This window comes from Acetobacter pomorum, from assembly GCF_002738225.1.
Classification (GTDB): Bacteria; Pseudomonadota; Alphaproteobacteria; order Acetobacterales; family Acetobacteraceae; genus Acetobacter; species Acetobacter pomorum.
In genome coordinates this window covers 1-16,087 of record NZ_PEBQ01000103.1, presented here as the reverse complement: position 1 = coordinate 16,087, position 16,087 = coordinate 1, and the positions used below count along the sequence as shown (strand labels likewise).

16 protein-coding genes and 4 tRNA genes are annotated in these 16,087 nt (G+C 46.0%); 15 read left to right on the top strand and 5 right to left on the bottom strand.

The window, feature by feature from the left end:
- Positions 1–358: 358 nt before the first annotated feature.
- On the top strand, positions 359–766 hold the full coding sequence (locus CSR02_RS07700; protein ID WP_099541157.1) for a hypothetical protein: 408 nt from the start codon (positions 359–361) through the stop codon (positions 764–766).
- A gap of 36 nt (positions 767–802) precedes the next feature.
- Positions 803–1,243, top strand: coding sequence for a hypothetical protein (locus CSR02_RS07695; protein WP_099541156.1), 441 nt, complete (start codon positions 803–805; stop codon positions 1,241–1,243).
- A gap of 26 nt (positions 1,244–1,269) precedes the next feature.
- Here CSR02_RS07695 and CSR02_RS07690 read toward each other — a convergent pair whose 3' ends face one another.
- On the bottom strand, positions 1,270–1,722 hold the full coding sequence (locus CSR02_RS07690; RefSeq protein ID WP_124296317.1) for a hypothetical protein: 453 nt from the start codon (positions 1,720–1,722) through the stop codon (positions 1,270–1,272).
- Positions 1,723–1,948: 226 nt separating this feature from the next.
- Between CSR02_RS07690 and CSR02_RS07685 the strand changes: the two genes are divergently transcribed.
- The gene (locus tag CSR02_RS07685) at positions 1,949–2,272 is read left to right on the top strand and encodes a hypothetical protein (RefSeq protein ID WP_099541154.1); all 324 of its coding nucleotides are present in this window, start codon (positions 1,949–1,951) and stop codon (positions 2,270–2,272) included.
- Positions 2,273–2,278: 6 nt separating this feature from the next.
- Here the strand turns inward: CSR02_RS07685 and CSR02_RS16300 are convergent, their stop codons facing one another.
- Positions 2,279–2,677, bottom strand: a complete 399-nt coding sequence (locus CSR02_RS16300) for a hypothetical protein (RefSeq protein ID WP_143225560.1) — start codon at positions 2,675–2,677, stop codon at positions 2,279–2,281.
- Between the two features lie 80 nt (positions 2,678–2,757).
- On the opposite strand from CSR02_RS16300, the gene CSR02_RS07675 reads away from it, so the two are divergent.
- The 9 genes from CSR02_RS07675 to CSR02_RS07640 all read left to right on the top strand — a co-directional run bounded on the left by CSR02_RS07675 (position 2,758) and on the right by CSR02_RS07640 (position 11,712).
- Positions 2,758–6,099, top strand: a complete 3,342-nt coding sequence (locus CSR02_RS07675) for an AAA family ATPase (protein WP_099541152.1) — start codon at positions 2,758–2,760, stop codon at positions 6,097–6,099.
- A 233-nt stretch (positions 6,100–6,332) separates the two neighbouring features.
- Positions 6,333–6,409: transfer RNA gene (locus tag CSR02_RS07670), tRNA-Met, on the top strand.
- Positions 6,410–6,579: 170 nt separating this feature from the next.
- A tRNA-Gln gene (locus tag CSR02_RS07665) sits at positions 6,580–6,653 on the top strand.
- 17 nt (positions 6,654–6,670) lie between these two features.
- Positions 6,671–6,747: transfer RNA gene (locus CSR02_RS07660), tRNA-Ile, on the top strand.
- 966 nt (positions 6,748–7,713) lie between these two features.
- Positions 7,714–7,869: a hypothetical protein gene (locus CSR02_RS16825; protein WP_183172700.1), complete on the top strand. Its 156-nt coding sequence runs from the start codon at positions 7,714–7,716 to the stop codon at positions 7,867–7,869.
- An 882-nt stretch (positions 7,870–8,751) separates the two neighbouring features.
- Positions 8,752–9,375 carry a hypothetical protein gene (locus CSR02_RS07655; RefSeq protein ID WP_143225559.1) on the top strand — a complete coding sequence of 208 codons (624 nt, stop codon included), beginning with the start codon at positions 8,752–8,754 and terminating at the stop codon, positions 9,373–9,375.
- 183 nt (positions 9,376–9,558) lie between these two features.
- Positions 9,559–10,494, top strand: coding sequence for a hypothetical protein (locus CSR02_RS07650; RefSeq protein ID WP_099541150.1), 936 nt, complete (start codon positions 9,559–9,561; stop codon positions 10,492–10,494).
- Between the two features lie 156 nt (positions 10,495–10,650).
- On the top strand, positions 10,651–11,139 hold the full coding sequence (locus CSR02_RS07645; RefSeq protein ID WP_143225558.1) for a hypothetical protein: 489 nt from the start codon (positions 10,651–10,653) through the stop codon (positions 11,137–11,139).
- Positions 11,140–11,259: 120 nt separating this feature from the next.
- A complete protein-coding gene (locus CSR02_RS07640) occupies positions 11,260–11,712 on the top strand; it encodes a hypothetical protein (RefSeq protein ID WP_099541148.1) in 453 nt (150 codons plus the stop codon).
- A gap of 55 nt (positions 11,713–11,767) precedes the next feature.
- Here the strand turns inward: CSR02_RS07640 and CSR02_RS07635 are convergent, their stop codons facing one another.
- Both CSR02_RS07635 and CSR02_RS07630 read right to left on the bottom strand, forming a co-directional pair.
- Positions 11,768–12,343 carry a hypothetical protein gene (locus CSR02_RS07635; protein WP_099541147.1) on the bottom strand — a complete coding sequence of 192 codons (576 nt, stop codon included), beginning with the start codon at positions 12,341–12,343 and terminating at the stop codon, positions 11,768–11,770.
- A 135-nt stretch (positions 12,344–12,478) separates the two neighbouring features.
- Positions 12,479–12,784 (bottom strand): hypothetical protein, encoded by a 306-nt coding sequence (locus tag CSR02_RS07630; protein ID WP_099541146.1) that lies wholly within the window; start codon positions 12,782–12,784, stop codon positions 12,479–12,481.
- 584 nt (positions 12,785–13,368) lie between these two features.
- On the opposite strand from CSR02_RS07630, the gene CSR02_RS07620 reads away from it, so the two are divergent.
- The 3 genes from CSR02_RS07620 to CSR02_RS07610 all read left to right on the top strand — a co-directional run bounded on the left by CSR02_RS07620 (position 13,369) and on the right by CSR02_RS07610 (position 15,313).
- Entirely contained in the window at positions 13,369–14,457 is a 1,089-nt protein-coding gene (locus tag CSR02_RS07620; RefSeq protein ID WP_099541172.1) for a phosphoadenosine phosphosulfate reductase domain-containing protein, read from the top strand.
- A gap of 167 nt (positions 14,458–14,624) precedes the next feature.
- Positions 14,625–15,134, top strand: coding sequence for a hypothetical protein (locus CSR02_RS07615; protein ID WP_124297493.1), 510 nt, complete (start codon positions 14,625–14,627; stop codon positions 15,132–15,134).
- Between the two features lie 102 nt (positions 15,135–15,236).
- A tRNA-Arg gene (locus CSR02_RS07610) sits at positions 15,237–15,313 on the top strand.
- A 492-nt stretch (positions 15,314–15,805) separates the two neighbouring features.
- On the opposite strand, the gene tnpA is transcribed toward CSR02_RS07610, so the two are convergent.
- Positions 15,806–16,087: IS200/IS605 family transposase (tnpA, locus tag CSR02_RS07605; RefSeq protein WP_099541143.1), on the bottom strand; the 282-nt coding region annotated here is incomplete at its 5' end.

The window sequence follows — 16,087 nt, the reverse complement described above, 5'->3', positions numbered from 1 at the left end:
AGGTGGTGGTGGGCACGGCGGCGGAGGTCACTCAGCCTCTGCTGGTCCTTCTGCCTCGCATAGTGACGCAGAAGGAACATCTTCTTCATCCCATACTGCGACCGAAGGCGGCAAAGAAACATCTTCCAATATAAATAGTCATATGGTGGCGCGAAGAAACTGGTTTCATTTCTTTAGCTGGAAGCGGCAGTCTCCTTCTGCACGTGGCGGAAGCCAAGCTAATCCACCATCAAGCATTTATCCAGATGAATGCTCTAAAGGTGGTGCAAATAAGGGGATAAATCCTCGTTGCCCTCAAAGCACTTGAATTGGCCGTGTCGGATACTCCAGCGTTTCAAACCAGAACTCCCCCTCTTAAATGAGAAAATTGAACTTTCTTCGAATTAAAGCCTCATCAGAATACTGTATTCGTGTTAACGAGGCCGAGAACTCATCAGTTAAAGCAGATATCGCAATCTCACTGCCTTACCGTTTCGAGGAAGGTGATGGCCACGCCTTAATCCACATGGTTGATGAACATGGGAATACACGTGGCATTATCGAGATTGATTTCCCCTCCCCCGGTTCAAACATGCGTAGTATTCTCTACGAGATTATGGATGCAACACGAGGGAAAATATCGGAAATGGTCTTCGACCTCTTCATGTTCTGTGACACTGAAAGTGCCTGGGCAGAACCTGACGCCAAAATTGAAGCCCCTACCCCTGACCTAATCACCATTTGCTGCACAAACGGAGCTTCCTTCAGCTTTCAAAAGCCTGCATAATACCAACTTTCAGCCCCCGACAGACTAAGATATCTCATGCCAGCTTTCGACATCGCTCAGATTATCAGCCAAGCAAAACTTGGTAGCACCCGAAAAGACGCACAAATCGATGCCTGCGAACCATTTGCCGCAGCCCTCTTCGACGTACTGTCTTCTGCTCATATCGACGCAACAGTCTGTACGGCGACCTTCCGCCTATCACACAGGAGATTACCGCTCTGGGCACACGCAGTCATTCAATCAGACGGAATTTTCTATGACAGTATGGGGGTATTTAATCATGACGTTGTCAGAAAAAGTCAGCGCATTCACAAGAACGTCCGAACGGAACTAAAACTCGAAAAAGACATCAGAGATTTCAACGAGAAAGAATGGTCGGAAATGCATAAATTTTACTATGAAGCGTTATCGAAATCCCTCAATAATCAGAAGTTCAAAACTAACTCTCAATCTTCAAAAATCTCTCCCCCGACCTAATAGGCGGGGGATTACCCCAAAAAAAACTATGAGAACCCTATTGTACGAGCGGCAATCTCAGCCGACTTGCGAGCTGTCTCACTTACTCCCTGAATGGTAAGTCTTACCTCTTCCCTCGCCTTTAATTGCTCAATCCTCTTAGCAATTTTAGGGAGAACATCATTTCTTGCTACAATTCTCCACCTCAAATCATTCTGTGTAGATCCTCCGCTATTTGTATCTGCCAGCACTATAAATGTAAGCAGATAGGCTTTGCCTCCTCTTCCCCACTCGGTCTCGGCAATAGCCTTGCAGCTCAATAAGCGCCTTGTGATTGAGTTTTTATTATCCATATCTCCTATAATTGGAGGCATTACACTCGGCATAATGTCTGGATTATCCGTCCAGTCTTCAATCAATTCCCGCGCTTCTTCCAATAAGGAGATATCCTCAACATCGGATAACCCGGTATCAAAAATACACTTGAATGCCATGGCCATGCTACCTGATAGATATCGCGTGACATCTTTCACGCCAATGATACCGTTATCTCTGTTGGTAGATCTTCTCTTAAACGTCACCAGTCTAACCTTCATTCTTTAACAATGACAAAAAAATGGCCCAGATGTTTCTGATGTTGTCTGATTACCTGTGGTAATCATTGCTCCCAGCCCACACCCTCACTGTCAAGGCTTATCCAATTCAGTGCTCTAAATAGGTTTAATCATGTGCACAAATGACTATTCCAACACTGAGTTCTCAAAAGAAGAAGTGGAGAAATGCGTGCAGGCCATGTCCAGGACTGCATGCATAGAGGCATTGGAATTGATCGCATCTGGGTTTGTGATTATTGAGCTAACCTCCGACCGTCGTGATGTCTATATCGACCGACTGCATGGTGTAGAGGTTAGAGATCCTGATAACCCGTGCCGTAAAATGCTCATGTCTGGTGCCTGGCCGCTATTCCGAGCTGGCATGATCAATCAATTCGGCACAGTCACTCCGGCAGGTATGAAGCTTTTAAAAGAACGGAAATGTATGCGATCGTGAGAATATTCATGGAAGCCGCCTGATATTCTTTGTCGACTGGTATATTACCCGCTCTGGAATGACCCACACTCTGGGTGGGCATCCTGCGCAATCCTTGGATTTCATTGGCATGATCGGCATTGCCTTGCCAACAAAACCTCTACGCCATAGCGTCAGCCATTCTGCAGCGGTAAGCCACGTGTCCAACACGGCATCCCCAAAACAAATGGAAAAATGGCGGGATGTTTCACACATCGACATGCTATGCGTTCTTGAGCGAAAGCAATCATAGCCCTGCCTTTCCAGGTCATTAATGCGGTTTGCACATATCCCATATCTTTCAAAAAAATCCGCATTCCGCTCCATGAAGGCTTCAATTCCATATTTAGCCTCAAAAAGCCTTTGGATAATTTTTGCTTTACTCATGATTCACTCATCCCACCAAGGAAGTTGAAACCAGATTTAATTTTAACTTTTCAATCAAGGCTTTGATCCCTGTGCCTTGCATGTTCATACTCTATATTAGATCAACATGGATCAATACTGCCCGACGGAAAGTCTTAGTTTTGCGCGTTGTTGTGAAAAAGATACTTTTCCCGAAGCTGGATGGGCCTCCATCCGATGATCTTGAGAACTATATGTTCTTGGGTACCTTCGAGGATGAAAATGGATCGCTTACAACAGCGAAGTTCTTCGTACGGTCTGTTTCCCACGTTTCACCAGGGGGATGCTACGAAGTCGAGGGGGACTGGAAACGTACGGCTAAAGGTGAAGAGTTCAATTCCTGGTGCCTAATACCCAGTGTTCCTGACACTTTCGCATTGAGTTGCGTATATCTGAATGGTCTGTTCCCCCCCGAAATGTGCGGGACATCCGCACTTTCACGAAGACTCTCAGCTCTAACAAGAGAATATGGGCCGGATGTTCTCGTAAGAGCTCTTGCCACACCGACAATCCTCACGCGACTTAGCGATCAGCCTGAGATATTCGCAGCCAATATACTTCGGCTGTGGGAAGCCGCCACCCGTGAAAGCCATATGGCGCTGATGATGCATCGCGCTGGCTTTACAACAGGCGATCTCGACATGGTCTGGAGGGGTTGCGCCTTCAAGGTGGCCGAAAGAATTGGTGGCGACCCATATCAGCTTGTTGCGATCCCTGGGATTGATGTGGCTAAAGCTGACATGCTTTTCCGCACTCTTGGAGGCAATCCTTATGACCCCAGAAGAATAGCGGGCATAATTCGTCGCTCTCTGATGGCAAGTGAAGGGCTCTCAGCCACCAATGATGATGGGGAGAAAATCGGATTTACTGCTCACGTTGAGTTCCCAGGATCAACCGCGGTGGATGTCACCGATATCCTGACCTCTGGCAAAGCCGAACCCCTCCGTGACGATCTAATAAGTGGAATAGATCCGAAAATCGGCATGCGTCTTGATGTGCTCCGTGACTTTCTTTCCAAGCCTCAGGAAGCATTAAAATTCGGCTTGCGGATCCGCAAGACCCGCGATGGCCGTACTCTTGTTGCTAGAGAACGTGTTTACCAAGCGGAAGTGCGAGTAGCACGAAATATAGCGCGCCTGCTTCAGGCCCTGCCACTAAAAGACAAGGCAACAGTTCAGGCGACGTGCAGGAACCTATTCAATCAACCAGACTTCCAAAGATTTGATGCCGTGCAGAGAACGGCAGTTGAAATGGCTTGCTATGAACGTTTCTGTGTAATTACAGGTGGGCCTGGCACCGGAAAATCAACCATTCTTGACGCAGTAATAGCCGCGCGAGTGGCTATGGGCACAGAAAAGCGCTCATTCCTGCTCGGCGCGCCCACTGCCACAGCAGCCCTGCGCATGACAGAGACGACTGGTCTAGATGCCGCTACAATTCAATCACTACTGAAATGCAAAGGCGAGAAGGCTGGAGGGGAACAATGGTTCGACTTCAACCGTAACAACCCTCTGCCATCTGGTTGCACTGTCTATGTTGATGAGGGGTCTATGGTTGACATATTCCTCTCAGATCATCTTTTGGATGCCATACCGACGGATGCAAGCCTTTTGATCCTCGGTGATGATGGCCAGTTGATGTCTGTTGGGCCAGGCGCATTTCTTGAGAACCTGTTGAACACCAGAACAATGGCAGGTGATCGGGTTGTTCCAGCTATCTGTCTTCAGAACACCTATCGCTCTAATCCGAAAAGCAATTTGGCCATTCAGGCTAAAGAAATAAGATATGGTGGCGTTCCTAGCATCAATGGGGATTCCTCTGGTGGTACATCAATGCAATCAGTGGTGCCGGAAAAGATTAGCAACTTTATCGTTTATGCCATGTCTAACGTGATGCCGGCCTTGGGAATTCAAAACCCTCTGAAAGATGTCGCAGTTTTAGGCCCTCAAAACCCCGGCGTTGGCGGTCTCTGGGAGATCAACAGCCAAATGTCCAGATATTTCAATCCCAAAGGGGCGAAAATACCCGGACTTTCAGCCCCCAGGTTCGCAAAGGAAATGCCCGTTCCGCGAGTGGGTGACAGGGTCATGCGCCGAAAAAATGTTAAAGGTGACAAACTCTGTGTAAATGGAAGTAGAGGTTTCATTGAAGCCTATCTACCTCCGTCACCTGCTGATCCTGACGCTAAAAAAGGCAAAATTAAAATCCGCTTCGATAACAACGAAGTCAGAACCGAAGATGTATCATGGGACTGGCATAAAAAGTTTGAACTGGCATATGCCCTCACTATTCATAAATCTCAGGGTCAACAGTATCAGTATGTTCTGATGGTTATTACGCCAGAACATGCGAACATGCTGGATAACTCTCTGGTGTACACTGGATGGACCCGCGCCAAAGAAGGGGTTGCTGTAGTCGGTAGCTTTGATGCTTTTGCAGGAGCTGTGCAGCGCAGCCGCATGAATACCAGACTGACTATGCTCCCCGATCTATTGTCGGAAATTCTCGTGCCGGGCATAGCAGATGAATTCAGATCTCGCTGGTATAAAAAGCCCCCCATGGATGATCTTCCAAGGCCCGGAGGACGAGAAAAATGGTTCCAGACGAAATATGGGAATGCCAGCGGCCATAAGATCCGAACGATAGAGGGAATTAAGGTGGAAGCCCCTGCCAATGGGGTTCAGGCCGGTCTGCGTGGAGGTTTCCCGTCGCCTCCTTCCCAACCGCACTCATCTGGCACTGGCCCGACAACACCTACAGCTTCTGGCAGTCATCAGGCACCTCCAGTGAGATATGCTGTAAATCAACCTACAAGTTCTCCGCCACGGCCGATGTTTACAGGTGGTATTGGGTACAGACCAAATATCCCGGTATCTTCTGCTTTGCCAAACCCGCCTGCCACTCCTTCTTACGATAAGAAAGGAGTAATCAACCACGTCCAGGAAAACACCCCTCCAAGGCAGCCCAATACGTCTCATCAGGATGCGACAAGTCCTACACATCCTAAGTCAAACTCTGCTCTACAACCCTCGCAAGCAGTTCCCCTGCAAGCTGTAGGCCTACAATCACCTAGAAGATTTGGTTGGTCGCCAACGATCCGCCAACCTTCTGCAGACCCAGCCACATCGAACGCTCAGCCGACTGCCAGGTCCGCGGCGCCAGATCATGTACCGGCGACTTCTAGACCTGCTCAGCCTCATAGACCTGTCAGACCTACAACTCCTGTAGAAAGCCCCTCAGCTCGCCCAGTTCCTGCCTCTAGGCCCTCGTTTGGTTTTATCGGGTGGAGACCTAATATCCATCCGATAAAACAGACATGTCATGAGCCTCAGCCTGAAATGGATAATGAAATTGGAATGGAAGATCAGCATTATTCCTCCTATGAGGATGCACCTTCACCCTAGGCAACAGTCCTTCCTTATACTGACGTTCGAGCACCGGCATCTTATTGATTAGGAAGACCATAATGGCTTTCTGAGAAGATTATTTTATTGGCCATGTCTTATGTCTATTTCAAACCATGGATAGACAAAAAATAATAATTAGGCCTTGTCTAAAGATAAATTTGGCCTTAGTGATACGTCTGTCTTTAGAGATAACAAGATTCTAAACCTTCTTTATATCTCTGAGATATTGCTGTGGAGTGGAGCAGCCCGGTAGCTCGTTAGGTTCATAACCTAAAGGTCGGAGGTTCAAATCCTCCCTCCGCAACCAATGCGAAGTTGCTGATGAAGAGATCTTCTTGGAGCTCTCCTTTATCACCACTGAGCATGCCGAGGACGGAAGGTACTGCCGTGACAGCCGCGAGAGTGCGGAATGGGCCGCTCAGGAGTGTTGACTCATGGAGGCAAACCTGTGGCGGCCCATTTAGATAGAAGTCATGGTGGGGTATAGCCAAGCGGTAAGGCATCGGATTTTGATTCCGTAACCGGAGGTTCGAATCCTCCTACCCCAGCCATTCCTATCCATTGGTTGGCGCTGGTAGCTCAGTTGGTCAGAGCGGGCCGCTCATAACGGCTTGGTCGGGGGTTCAAGTCCCTCCCGGCGCACCAATCTTTCCTTTTTAAAATCCCTTCCATAGCCTCATATTCAGAAAAAGGCTTTTAAGCCTGTACGAAGCCATTCTCTTCAATGGTTAATCCTGTCCCTATCTAGATATGAATTGGCCTTTTGAAAGCGGCATTGCATAAAAAACAAGCCTTTGGCGTTGATCTATTTTATCTAGCTGTCTATCAATAAGCCTTCAAATCTTGAATTGGTTTCATCTGGCAGAATGCTATTTCTCGCCATTCGTGATTTCTCCGTAGATCTTTGACAACAAAATAATGCTTTGGAACCAAACTCTTCCACAAAGAGTCTTCCCCGCGTGTGCGGGGGTTAACCGGATACCACGCTGGATTACCCGCATGTCCGGGAGTATTCCCCGCGTGTGCGGGGGTTAACCGAGGGTATCATTTCCACCATTCCCGGTCAGAGTGCATTCCCCGCGTCTGCGGGGGTTAACCGGCAGCAGAGGCATATCAACAGCAGACAAACAAGTCTTCCCCGCGTGTGCGGGGGTTAACCGTGGGATTTGGCTGATGATTTTCCCCTTGAAATGCCTGCCCCGCTTGTGCGGGGTTTAACCGAAGGCGCTGTTTGAAGCCGGTCGGGATCTGGAGTCTTCCCCGCGTGTGCGGGGTTTAACCGGCCGCTGTAACGTTAATGGTTGGCATTATCGCGTCTTCCCCGCGTGTGCGGGGTTTAACCGCTAATACGGGGAGTTTCCCATGTATCCGCAAAGTCTTCCTCGCGTCTGCGGGGTTTTACCGTATTTGGGATGTCTCACTCACATGCTTATCGCGTCTTCCCCGCGTGTACGGGGTTTAACCGCAAAAGCGCATGGCTGGGTCTCTTCCTGCTGTGTCTTCCCCGCGCGTGCGGGGGTTAACCGCACTGGCGCATCAGGCTTGGCAGCAAGTCTATGTCTTCCCCGCGCGTGCGGGGGTTAACCGAGCAATCGACAGATTGTCTGAACGATGAACGTGTTTTCCCCGCGTGATCGGGGGTTAACCGACCACCGTTTTGCGTCCGACCTTGCGCATGTCATCTTCCCCGCGTGTGCGGGGGTTATCCGCGCCATTCTATGGAGGCAGGGTTCGCAATATCCTTCTCCCCGCGTATGCGGGGGTTAACCGTCACCACGATGACAGACCCTGTCTACTAAAAAGTCATCCCCGCCTGTGCGGGGATTGTTCAGGCTATGAAATCGCGAACCAAACTCCTTACTTTCTCCCCCTAAGAGGGGGAATGTACTGATCAATCACACATACAGAATGATACCTGTTCAAGCTGTGGTTAACTGGTCGCGGTCTTTATGAGAACTTTTTCCCCTTTTTAACGTGGGGATCAAACACACTGTAAATTTATCACATTCCGCAATTATTCCCCTGCCCATCATTAGGGGATCAGTCAGCAAGTGGATGTTTAAATCCGAATTCCCTTTTTTCGGGGATTATCCAGGTGAAGGCGGAGAAGTATAACGCGGAAAATGCCAGTTATTCGTCTCAATTGCTCAGAAAGTAAGTAATTCCTGAGATTGATTTCCGGTGATTCACCTGCCGAATTCCGCGTAACCTAGGCATGTGGCATGTGAATACTATTCCCCTATCTGAAGGGGATAACTCGCGCAGAAACGCAGCGTTGCATTCTTGTCTTCAAGTACAATTTTGCTTCTGTCCCCACCAATACAAAGGGGATATATAGGCGGCAGTTTGGTGGAATTCAGCCTAACACAACACTCATATCCCTTAGCTCAGAAAGGGATGAAGCCCATGAAACCGTTCCAAAACAATCATTCCCTTTGACATTCTCCCCTCTATGAATGACCGATCTTTGGTAAATTCGATAAATTAAGGGGATCACCCGGTTACCTGTATCATTATCGGGATTTCGGTTCCAAGGCCTAGTCCACGTGACATCGAAATATCGAAGCACAGGAACTTGTAGCTTGCCATACTTAATTATAGCGTCTTATCGATCTGACAAAATTGAGTTAATGCAAAAGGGAATTAGAGATGTCTACAAGAAAAGTAAAAATGGAAATCCCATCGGCAATTTATAATGAAGATGGGGTTGATATATCAAATTGCAAAATACGAGAATTGCCTGACGATTTGCAAGTGAATGGGAACGCTATTATTTACTGCGATAGCAATGAATATCTAGAAAAACTCCCCACGAAAAGCAATGCTATATCTTTTTACATAAGTGGATCACCAAAAATTTCTGATTTTCCCTGCCTAACAATACCAGGAATGTTTATCGCCGATGATTGCAAAGGCTTAACCGCGATACCAGACAATCTTCAAGTCGGCAGTGATCTCATCATGCGGGCATGCAGAAATTTAAGATCAGTTGGTGATTGTATTACGATTGGGGCCAACCTGGAACTTGAGCAGTGCACAAATCTTGAAACTATTGGTGAAGGTCTTACGGTAAGAGGTGATTTGCGGTTAATGGGCTGCAATTCACTTACCTTACTGCCTTCTGATATATCGGTGGGTGGCACGATAGATCTGACAGGATGTAATGGCATTAATATTCCTGAAAATATCATAAGTAAATACGGCAATAGAATAACCCTACCGCACGAATACAACATTATAGATGAGATAAATAATTGCCCTACCCTCTCTTAATTAAGGCAGACAGTTGATTGTTTTAAAGGGGAGATGGCATTGCCATCCTCCCCTCTGAGCCCTGAAGGGCGAGGTTTTACTTTGAATTGAATAAAGAAAATCCCCTATTGAACCAAAAAACATAAAACTCTATGACCGACATATCAAAATCGCATTTGATCAAATGTCCAGGAAGAAGAATAGATGGAGCAACATCAGCATCTGAGCTCACTCAACTATTTTTACGGACGTGGCAATAAAATCCTCAAGATCGCCATCCCGTATGAGACATGTTGGCATCAAATTTGGCGCGGTAAAAAAATTAATATCGAACATGATATTGTAATAAATCTCATACATTCAAAAGGCGGCAGGATTCCAAAGGCATATCGTTCCCCATATGCCGATTTCACACGTGGCAGAAGGCAGCATTCCAGAATATTATTAGCAGGCAACCCACTTAAAAAAGGAAGCAGGTCGCCAGTGATCATCGTTCAGGATGATGATACTGCTATATTCGCTGATAAAACAGGAAGGTCGTTGACCCCAGAATTAGATTATTTTGGACAAATGTCCATTATTCATCATGAAATTGGCCATATATTACAATACTCACAAAGGTTAAGGCACCCTCTTTCCTTCACGAATGGAACAAACGCGATAGAGGAAGCAGCATGTGATATATTCTCCTTATCGCTGACACTGGCCATGACAAAGGACATTCAATCAGCAACAGCATATGCTGGAATCAGAAGTGACTATTTATTATTGAGACAATCAAGCGCTTTAGAATTTGAAATACGAGCCACACATTCACGTGCAAATTTTGAAAGGCGCTTCGCTGCAGGGTTAACCCTTCTAGGATCTTTAGACTACCTATTCTGCGCTAACGCTATGGATTATGTTTTAGATGAATGGAGAAAATCTCCTTGGCCATGCGACATTGAGACTTCAACTCAAATGGCTATAAACTGGATCCGGGCTAAGAAAATCACACCAAACAAAACTAACAAACAAATTTTTAAACGTCTGATTGATATGCTTCCAGACATAAAAAAGGCTTCACCTCTAGTCAGAATATTTCTCGGAAAAATTTTAGATAAGCCTCCTAAATGTTTGCCAAAGACCGAACAGAAATAACATCCCCCTCCCTTGAAGGATGGCGCTTTGCTGCTCATTCGATAATATTTTCAGACTTTGAAGACGGGGCAACCACTCATTGCATGAACATTCTTTTGTGCCTTGCATGAGAAAGCGGGAAATCGGGAAAAACTAATCTTTGGGAGTATCCGTTTCATGGCAATGGTTACGCTGGTTAAGACCGTCCTATTCGGTAATCGAGAAGAAGTGGAGAGTTATGCCTCTGCTCTAAACGAGAAGCGCATTGGCATGATGGGCGAGAACGCTGCTCTTGAGCCCCATGAAGTACCTGATGGGTATCATGTAGAATCTGAAGGCGCTCTTTCCTACGAAAGCAAGCAATCGCTCGTAACCACTGAGTTCCAGATGGCAGAAGAAGTTTCTAAGCTGTTTCCTGGGGTTGTGGCGAATGTTATGATAATCAATCAGGATATGTCTGAAGCGTACGGTCGGGTCATACAGGATGGATCTATATTCCCAGGTGGCTCAACTAACCTCGAAGATGGCGAATTCGATCAAGTGTGGGGAGATGATTTCTCCGACACTCGCATCTTAGAGGAGCTTGAACATGGCGCTCAGGATGCAATTGAGTTGGCCATCCATATACCACGCGCAACATCTGAACCTGAGAATGTAACGCCTTAAAATCTAAAATCGTTTCTCGAAATCAGAATTAAATCTTGTATTTTCAACCTTAAGAACAAGATTTAATTCTTTCCGACATGTCAAAATGACATCTGGATCGTATTTCGGGAGGGTATCTATATGGGGACTGAGCCGGGAGTGGATTTCTGCGGAGGAGTAATATTTTTTCTAAATACTCATATAATTAATTTCATATGGCTTATTGCATTCATTGCAATTTGCTTTGTTTTATACGCTTCTTTTAAAATTAAAGAATTAGTTTCTGCTTGGCCTGTATTACATAAAATAAAAGACCGACCTATAATCTTTCTTATAGGACGTTTTTCTTATAGCGTTGGCTTCCTATATCTCAAAAATCTAAACATATATTTTCATAACTTCACAGATGGGAAATCTCATAAAATTTCACCTACTGAATTGCCGCTAAAATTCCTTCGACTAATGACGACTGCAGACTTTCATGCAGACGAATTAGCCTATCTTCCCAGGCATCTAACTTTGCCTATTCAGCCTCACGAAGACAATCTTGCCTCACTATCTCAATTGGCCTTTGCTCAAAAAAATATCACCTAAATGAATTATGCAAGGCTCTCCTCGCCCTGCAGGGCGGGGAGAGTGTCAAACCCGTTTAAGCACTGAACTCTCGTTCAGGATGCTCCGAAGGAGCTACGGTATAGTCACCTTCTGGCACAATAATAAAGCCAGCATATTTTTGTAGAAGGTCTTGAGGGATTTCGATGCCTTCGCAACCTGTAAGTTCCAGAATTTCACCGAACCTGGTATCATTAGGGATGCTGCGCAATGAGATGCAGCCATCCAAATAAATCCCGCCTTCGACATCAAGACCTACGGGAAGCTCTGTAATACCCGTACAGCCACTGAGTATGAGTGTGCCAGGCAATTCAAAATTGTTAGGGAGAGATTTAAGAGAGGTACAACCTCTTGCATTGAGTCTTTGGCCCACTACTAGCCCTTCTGGCAGGGCTCTAAGGCCAGTACATCCGTCAATATTGAGATCTCTAACCACTTCCATATTTAGTGGCAGTTCAATTATTTCTGGCCGGTTAGAGAGATTGATATTCCCCTCCGCATCAAACGCTTCAGGATATAGAGTCAAAATATCCTGCATCGTTTTTAGCTGAACTTTTTGACTATTTGCCATTGTCTCATTCTCACCATAGAACAGGCTCTGCATGATCTGCATGACTTTTTCATTGTTGAGGTACTCCCCCCATTAAGGCCGGAGCCACCGCATGCATTCGTGATCACAAGAAAAATTGTCAGGAGGACCTTTTGAGCCCTCCTTGGTAAGGGAACTAGCCCTCGCCACTATGGGATATCAGGTTGATGGACTTGCCACAGGCATAGGCTCGGCGACTATTGAAATGCCATTATCGCACACGCGATAACCATCACCTCCAACGCAATAACCAAAGGAATCTGAAAGTTCGTCCAGCACCAGATCCTTCAAATATTCCGCATCGCATTTGGTCATGGCAGAAATATCAGAATGAATTTTTTCTGGAGGCAGACTGTCTGGGTCGACATCGACTGTCACCTCGGTAGAAGTGGTAAGACCTAGTTCCTCAGCAGGAACTCCATCTGTATCCCAATCGATGTTCTCGACTTTTACTTTGACCTGCATTTTACCCTCATTTGACGTTTGTCGGCTTATTTGTGCAACCCAATTTACCCATTGAGCATGCAAGACAGAACCGATTTGACGTTCAGATGGGGAATTTAAACAACTATTAACTAAATCATCAGTCTATGCCAGGTCAGTCTGGCACCAAGTTCCCTGCCCTCTCTAAATTCCTGCGAACGGCTGTGAGTTAAATTGAGCGTAGCATTCAATTGTTGCAGGACAAGTAGACCTAAAAACATTGAGAAGAGAATATCATCTTCGGTAGAACCCGCCTTCTTCTGATCGCAGGGCCTATCTCCATATAAATCATTCCTTTGTACATGAGTCGAGATAGTGTGAGGTTTATGACTTTCTTCGCACATGATTTTAACCTTTGATGGCCTTCGCCATTTGATTTTGTCTTAATTCTGAAAGAAATTTTGTATACATAAAGAGAGTTAATTTAAGGAATAATGCAAGCCTAATTTTAGCAAGGCTATTTATCCGAAAACGCCTTGCCATCACTTGTTATATTATTTGCCGAACCACAAATATCATTATATAATCAAGGAATATTGAAACAAACAGCATATAAGGTCATGGTTATGTCCTTCGATTCTTTCGACGATCAATACATTATTCCTGGGCTGGAAATGCAATCTGGCATTGAACCTTCAGCACCGACCACTACCCACTTTAATGCTCCAGATATTGATCTTAACTCATATGACAACATTATCGTCTGCATGTCAGGGGGTAAGGATTCAATCGCCTGCCTTCTCCACATTCTTGAAATGGGTGCCGATAAAAGCAAAATTGAATTGTGGCATCATGAAGTGGACGGCCGTGAGGGGAGTTCTCTCATGGACTGGAAATTCATGACTTCATACAACAAAGCCATTGCAGCAGCATTTAACCTTCCTCTCTATTTTTCTTGGTTAGAGGGCGGCTTTGAGGGTGAGATGCTCAAAAAAGACGCATACAGCCGCCCTCACCTCATTGAAACGCCTGACGGCCTTATCAAGCTTGAAAGAGACAAAACCCGCGCCAAGCCTGCTACCAGACTGAAATTCCCTCAAGTCTCTGCCAATCTTCAAACCCGTTGGTGTAGTTCTGCACTCAAAATTGACGTAGGTCGCCGCGCCCTTAACAATCAGGCACGATTCCATCATAAGAAAGTGCTTTTCATTACCGGTGAGCGGCGAGAAGAGAGTGCTAACCGCGCCAAATACAACCAACTTGAAAAACATACTTCCGATTGTCGTGATGGGCGCTACGGGCGACATGTCGATGCATGGAGGCCTGTGCTTTCATGGACTGAGGAGCAAGTCTGGGCCATTTTCGAGAGGAATAATGTTATCTCTCCGGTGCCTTACCGTCTTGGTTGGGGACGATCCTCCTGCATGAAATGCATTTTCAATGACGCCACTATCTGGGCTACAATTAACAAATATTTCCCTGGAGAACTCGATGCTCTAAACGAGTACGAATTATCATTTGGAACCACTATCAGCCGCAACAAAAAAAGCATTATGGAAATTGCGCAGTTTGGGGTGCCTATGGAAATTGACGATCTGGAAGCTCTCCAACAGGTTACGAAGAGAGAATATGATTTACCTGTATTTCTTGAGCCAGGCGCAGCATGGATTAGGCCGGCCGGTGCGTTCATAAAATCTTCCTGCGGCCCCAGCTAAACATCACGATCCTTATGATCCCACGAAGTTTCGAATATCGTGAAAAATGCCTTTGTCTTGGGAGATTGGATATATATTCTTAGGGTGGGTCTCCAGTCATTTGTCGGCCAAATCGAAGGCCCCCCGAAAGAACCATTACCAAGCCTTTATAAATGAAGTGTAAGATCGTGTTTCCAGTCTGGCTTAAAGATTTGAGAAAAGAAGGATGCCTAGTAGGCATCAATCATTATGGGTGCGAAGAACTGATTGTTAAATCAAGTGACTTTTTCGAATACAATGAAAGCACCGACACCTTGTCAGTATTAAAAGATGGGGTAATTAATCTCATAGATCTGTCTGTTTTTACATCTCTAAGACACTTGAGCGAAGAAGAGAGTGTCCTGCTTGAAATTAGAATGTCTTGTGATGAAAAGTGCCACAAACAGAAGGTCATACTATCATGCTTTATCTTGGTGCCATTTTTCGCTCTCATCCAATCTTTGTATGATCATAAATTACACTTACTTCAAAAGTTTAATGCAATTTGGTATGGCGTAACCCCTCCAACCTTTCTTCTGCCACTTCCTGTGGTCTTTTGCTTGATCATGGCTTTGCTATGGATATTTGGCTTTACAATTCTTGAAATGATATCCGAAGCACAGGCAACAAGAATAATTCACAAGATCCAAAATGGTTAGTTATCGCCATTTCCGAAGGCTTATTTAAATTGCTGCACAATTTTATTAAGGCCTATTTACATCTTGCTGCATCTGACATAGACAAGCCATATCATTTTTTGACCGCCCTTAGCTCAGATGGATAGAGCAACAGCCTTCTAAGCTGTGGGTCGCTGGTTCGAATCCAGCAGGGCGGGCCACCTCATCTCTCTATTAGAGATACAGGCCGCCAGACCATCAATGTCCCCTCATACGCCTCAATTACCTGATGCCCTAACAGATTAGGTGGCATTAGCATCGCAGATTAAAAAACCATCGAATCTCCTGATCCTAAGATCCAAAGAAAGGAGTTCAATGCTTATCGGGACAAAGTCAGAGATATTGTATTCGATCATTGTCCGCCTTATGCGTCCCCTCCTCTAGTTTATTCAGACAGAGTCACAAAATCCCTGCGTTCAGTTACGAACTGGGTCTCTCTATTAACTGGATGTGATAAGGGGACAAAATCGTTTGTTTATTCCATGATTTCTTCTGCCACCGAATTGTGTGGCAACAGACGTGAATATCATAACTATCGCCACATGTTTGATGTGCTGCTCAATGCCGGGATGCTGACGGCTCTTTGGTTTGACCCATTTGTGTAGGCCCGCAAGCTCCGGCGTTCAGGCCGGAGATAGGGCCGTTCCGACCATTTAGTCAGGGGTTCTCTGCTGTTCGATATACTGTCGGATGATAGAGAGCGGGGCACCGCCACAAGACGCTGCAAAATAGCTGGGCGACCAGAGGACCCCGCGCCAATAGCGGCGGGTAAGCGCTGGATGCATCTGCCGTAACCTGCGGCTTGAGACCCCTTTGAGGCTGTTCACGAGAACCGACAAAGCCACCTTGGGCGGATAGCGCACGAGAAGATGCACGTGATCATCCTCCCCGTCGAATTCTACCAGATGGGTTTCGAAGTCTGTGCAAACTTTTTC

Coding starts and splice junctions, on each gene's coding strand:
- CSR02_RS07655 (WP_143225559.1), top strand. CDS start 8,752: ATGTCTACAAGAAAAGTAAAAATGGAAATCCCATCGGCAATTTATAAT.
- CSR02_RS07630 (WP_099541146.1), bottom strand. CDS start 12,784: ATGCAGGTCAAAGTAAAAGTCGAGAACATCGATTGGGATACAGATGGA.
- CSR02_RS07695 (WP_099541156.1), top strand. CDS start 803: ATGCCAGCTTTCGACATCGCTCAGATTATCAGCCAAGCAAAACTTGGT.
- CSR02_RS07675 (WP_099541152.1), top strand. CDS start 2,758: ATGTTCATACTCTATATTAGATCAACATGGATCAATACTGCCCGACGG.
- CSR02_RS07635 (WP_099541147.1), bottom strand. CDS start 12,343: ATGCAGATCATGCAGAGCCTGTTCTATGGTGAGAATGAGACAATGGCA.
- CSR02_RS07645 (WP_143225558.1), top strand. CDS start 10,651: ATGGCAATGGTTACGCTGGTTAAGACCGTCCTATTCGGTAATCGAGAA.
- CSR02_RS07650 (WP_099541150.1), top strand. CDS start 9,559: ATGGAGCAACATCAGCATCTGAGCTCACTCAACTATTTTTACGGACGT.
- CSR02_RS16300 (WP_143225560.1), bottom strand. CDS start 2,677: ATGAGTAAAGCAAAAATTATCCAAAGGCTTTTTGAGGCTAAATATGGA.
- CSR02_RS07620 (WP_099541172.1), top strand. CDS start 13,369: ATGTCCTTCGATTCTTTCGACGATCAATACATTATTCCTGGGCTGGAA.
- CSR02_RS07690 (WP_124296317.1), bottom strand. CDS start 1,722: ATGGCCATGGCATTCAAGTGTATTTTTGATACCGGGTTATCCGATGTT.
- CSR02_RS07640 (WP_099541148.1), top strand. CDS start 11,260: ATGGGGACTGAGCCGGGAGTGGATTTCTGCGGAGGAGTAATATTTTTT.
- CSR02_RS07685 (WP_099541154.1), top strand. CDS start 1,949: ATGTGCACAAATGACTATTCCAACACTGAGTTCTCAAAAGAAGAAGTG.
- CSR02_RS07700 (WP_099541157.1), top strand. CDS start 359: ATGAGAAAATTGAACTTTCTTCGAATTAAAGCCTCATCAGAATACTGT.
- CSR02_RS16825 (WP_183172700.1), top strand. CDS start 7,714: ATGAACGTGTTTTCCCCGCGTGATCGGGGGTTAACCGACCACCGTTTT.